The sequence below is a fragment of the Corallococcus sp. 4LFB genome, from assembly GCF_046520365.1.
Classification (GTDB): domain Bacteria; phylum Myxococcota; class Myxococcia; order Myxococcales; family Myxococcaceae; genus Corallococcus; species Corallococcus caeni.
Window position 1 is genome coordinate 1 of sequence record NZ_JBKGHJ010000740.1, and the last position, 2938, is coordinate 2938.

4 protein-coding genes and 1 pseudogene are annotated in these 2938 nt (G+C 67.5%); 1 reads left to right on the forward strand and 4 read right to left on the reverse strand.

Annotated features, from left to right (window positions below; translation table 11 throughout):
• From ACLEQD_RS40430 to ACLEQD_RS40445, 4 genes and pseudogenes are all read right to left on the reverse strand, one after another.
• Positions 1-536 (reverse strand): annotated as a pseudogene (locus tag ACLEQD_RS40430) (DUF2924 domain-containing protein); the annotation flags it as partial.
• A gap of 114 nt (positions 537-650) precedes the next feature.
• On the reverse strand, positions 651-875 hold the full coding sequence (locus ACLEQD_RS40435) for a DUF6900 domain-containing protein (RefSeq protein ID WP_141648975.1): 225 nt from the start codon (positions 873-875) through the stop codon (positions 651-653).
• A gap of 71 nt (positions 876-946) precedes the next feature.
• On the reverse strand, positions 947-1243 hold the full coding sequence (locus ACLEQD_RS40440; protein WP_223738440.1) for a hypothetical protein: 297 nt from the start codon (positions 1241-1243) through the stop codon (positions 947-949).
• A gap of 641 nt (positions 1244-1884) precedes the next feature.
• Positions 1885-2223 carry a Bro-N domain-containing protein gene (locus tag ACLEQD_RS40445; protein WP_246137836.1) on the reverse strand — a complete coding sequence of 113 codons (339 nt, stop codon included), beginning with the start codon at positions 2221-2223 and terminating at the stop codon, positions 1885-1887.
• A 129-nt stretch (positions 2224-2352) separates the two neighbouring features.
• Between ACLEQD_RS40445 and ACLEQD_RS40450 the strand changes: the two genes are divergently transcribed.
• Positions 2353-2938, forward strand: a 586-nt coding sequence (locus tag ACLEQD_RS40450) for a tyrosine-type recombinase/integrase (RefSeq protein ID WP_410391268.1), incomplete at its 3' end; no start/stop codon positions are given.

Below are 2938 nucleotides of genomic sequence, written 5' to 3' on the forward strand. Positions count from 1 at the left end.
CTTGAAGAAACGAGTCCGGCTCGGGATGCCCGCGTCGCGCCAGGCCTTGTCCAGGGCCGCCAAGTCCTCCGCGTCGAAGGAGAGGGGGATGACGCGCTTGCCGTCCTCGCGCACCTTCACCTCGCGCTCGGGACGGGGACCCACCGGCACGCGTCCGGCCTCCGCCTCCCGAATCTTCCACTTGAGGTAGGGGATGTCGCTGCTGCCCGTCGGGCGCCCACGACTTCGCGGTACTTCGCCTGCAACGCTTCCAGCGACATGCCGGCGAAGCGCCCGCGCTGGTTGGCAGACTGCGTGCCCTCGACCGACGTGGGGGGCTGTGCGGCAGGCGCCGGAGGCGCGCTGGGGGCGGTGGCCGTCGCCCGGCGGGAGGGGCTGCGCCGCTTCTTGGCGGCGAGAGACTCCTCGATGCGGCGGATGAGGAACTTCTTGTTCGGGCTGCGCGTCTCCTCGCCCACCACTTCGCGGTAGCGGGCGCGCAGCTCCGTCAGGTTCATGGACTCCAGCTTCTTCTTCGGGGCGGTGGTGCGGGACATGGTGCTGTTTTCCTTTCCGGGCCGTGGGTACACGTCTGCCGTTCACGAGGGCGGCCCGGTGTCCCTCATGCGCTGGTGCCCCGCTGGGCGGGGCGTGGGTGGTGAGAGGAGGTGCTACTTGCTGCGGGCGCTGTTGGCGGCGCTCAGGCCGGCCTGATAGGCCGCTTCGAGGGCCTCCTTCAGGCCCCACACCGCCACGTCGTGGAAGTCGAGGCTGTCGCTGTTGCGTGTCTTCAGGGTTTCGATGTTGAGCGATTGGCGTGCAATGCGCTCAAGGACTTCTTCGGGCGCCCGGGTGGGCTTCGCGGCGGTGGCGGGGCGGGGCTTGCGGGGTGTCATTGTTTCGTCTTTTCGTACGCTTTCGGAGGCGCGCGTGAGACATACGCGCTCTGTTTTGCGCGTATGACAAGTCATTGTTCGTTGGGCTTGCTCAGGTGCGCGAAGCACTCCAAATCGATGGCGCGCGGGTCGACATGCACGAAGGAGGTGGTTCCGTCCGGGTGAATGGGAGCCGCGTCGATGCAGTCCTCGGCCGTTACACCCCCGAGGCGCGCCAGCTTTTCGTTGTCATTCACGTAGTAGTCGTCCGCGTCCGGGTTGGCGTCGGGGCGGAGGCTGCCTCGCAACACCGCGAAGATGCGGACCCTCTGCCCCCGGAGCCCGGGGATTTCATTGCCGATGTAGGTGGTGTCAGTGCCGATAAACATGCGTGTCTCCCTGGCGCGCAGTAGGCGGCGCGTGAAGACATACACGCTCTGTCTTGGGGACATAGCAAGTCGAGGAACGAGGGATTCGCGACGCCCCGGGGCATCGCGGCGCGAGGGACTGTTTTGCCGACAGTGTATGTCTATTGACTGGACTCTTCAGGGGCGCGGGGCTGCTCGTCGGCGGGGACCGCGATTCGGAGGCCCTGGGGGAGCCAGCGCTCGCGAGCCTCCTGAGAAAGGGGCCGCATCAGCACCTTGCCGGCGCTGCCCCCCTTGGGCTTGAGCACCGTGTGCAGGCGCCCGCGCTGGACCAGCTCGGCATGGAGGTGGGCGACGAGGAGCCGGTGCAGGTGCCCGAAGCTGCCTGGGACGGGGTGCCCCGGCTCGCGCTCGGCTGCGCGGGTGAGGAACTCGGTGGATCGGCAGGCGGGGCAGGGGGGCAGTTGGACGAGGCTGTCATCCGCGTCCCCTCGCCGGGCGACGCCCACCTCCTGAGGGTCGAGGGCAAGGCGGTTGTCTCTGCCGCACCTGATGCCGCGCTGCAGGACTTCAGTCGAGGTGATTTCGTAGAGGGCCGTTCGAGTCCTCACGCGAGAGCGGTGTACGCGCCGAGCCAGTACGTCGCGACGAGGTGGTCGTAATCATGCATGGTGTTGATGATGGGTACCGTTTGAGCCGCCTTCCTTGGTACGCACCACGTGCGTATCGACCTCGTCCTCTGGCCAAGCGTCCGTATGGGGGGCTGGACATACGATGCTCAAGGTCAGCTGCGACGTCTTTAACCATGGCTCTGGAGAGCGCCAGGGGGGTGGTAGGGCCGACACCCCTTTCATCGCCTCCAGGTGGCTCAGGGCGTCCCGGCTGTTGGCGATGCCGAGGGCCGCGCAGACGTCGGCGGCGACGAACCATGGCTCACCCCGCTCGTCCATGGAGACACGGATGCGGTGTGTCTCGAAGTTGAAATGGGCCAGCGGATGCACAGCGACTCCTTTCGGGGAAACGCCGAGGCCGCGCGGGGCCCGACTCAAGAATGCGCAGCGTGGTTAATGACTTGTCTTGTGGGGGCGACAGAGCGTGCATGGCCGCGTCCTCTTCACGAAGGAGTCTCCATGTCTGCCTATGCTGCTGTCGCGCGCGCACCCCGCACTCTCACGGAGAAGGAGGTGGCGTTGCTGCTGCGCACCACGGGGTTGCACAAGGAGGGATTCAGGGACCACTGCCTCTACAGCCTCGCGCTGGCATCGGGCCTGCGCGAGCACGAGCTGGTGGCCCTCAACGTCGGCGACATCTTCGACGAGCGCGGACGCGCACGCCGGCACGTACCGCTGCGCGTCTTCAAGGGTTGCCGCCGGCACCCGGGCCCCCAGGAAGTCGTCTTCTCGGACACGGTGCGCGCGAAGCTGGAGAAGTTGTTGCGCCTGAAGCGCTCGCTGGGGCACGACGTGGGCCCCCAGGCTCCGCTCTTCCTGAGCCGCAAGGGCCTGCGCCTTTCCACGCGGCAGGTGCGCCATGGCTTCGCGGTGTGGCAGCAGCGCGCGGGCCTGGAGCGGCACCTCAACTTCCACGCCGTGCGCCACACCGCGTGCACCGGGGTGTACCGGCGGACGAAGGACATTCGCCTCACCCAGCGCTTCGCGCGGCAGCGCAGCATCGACTCCACGGTCATCTACACGCACCCCTCGGACGACGAGCTGG

Coding starts and splice junctions, on each gene's coding strand:
- ACLEQD_RS40435 (WP_141648975.1), bottom strand. CDS start 875: ATGACACCCCGCAAGCCCCGCCCCGCCACCGCCGCGAAGCCCACCCGG.
- ACLEQD_RS40440 (WP_223738440.1), bottom strand. CDS start 1,243: ATGTTTATCGGCACTGACACCACCTACATCGGCAATGAAATCCCCGGG.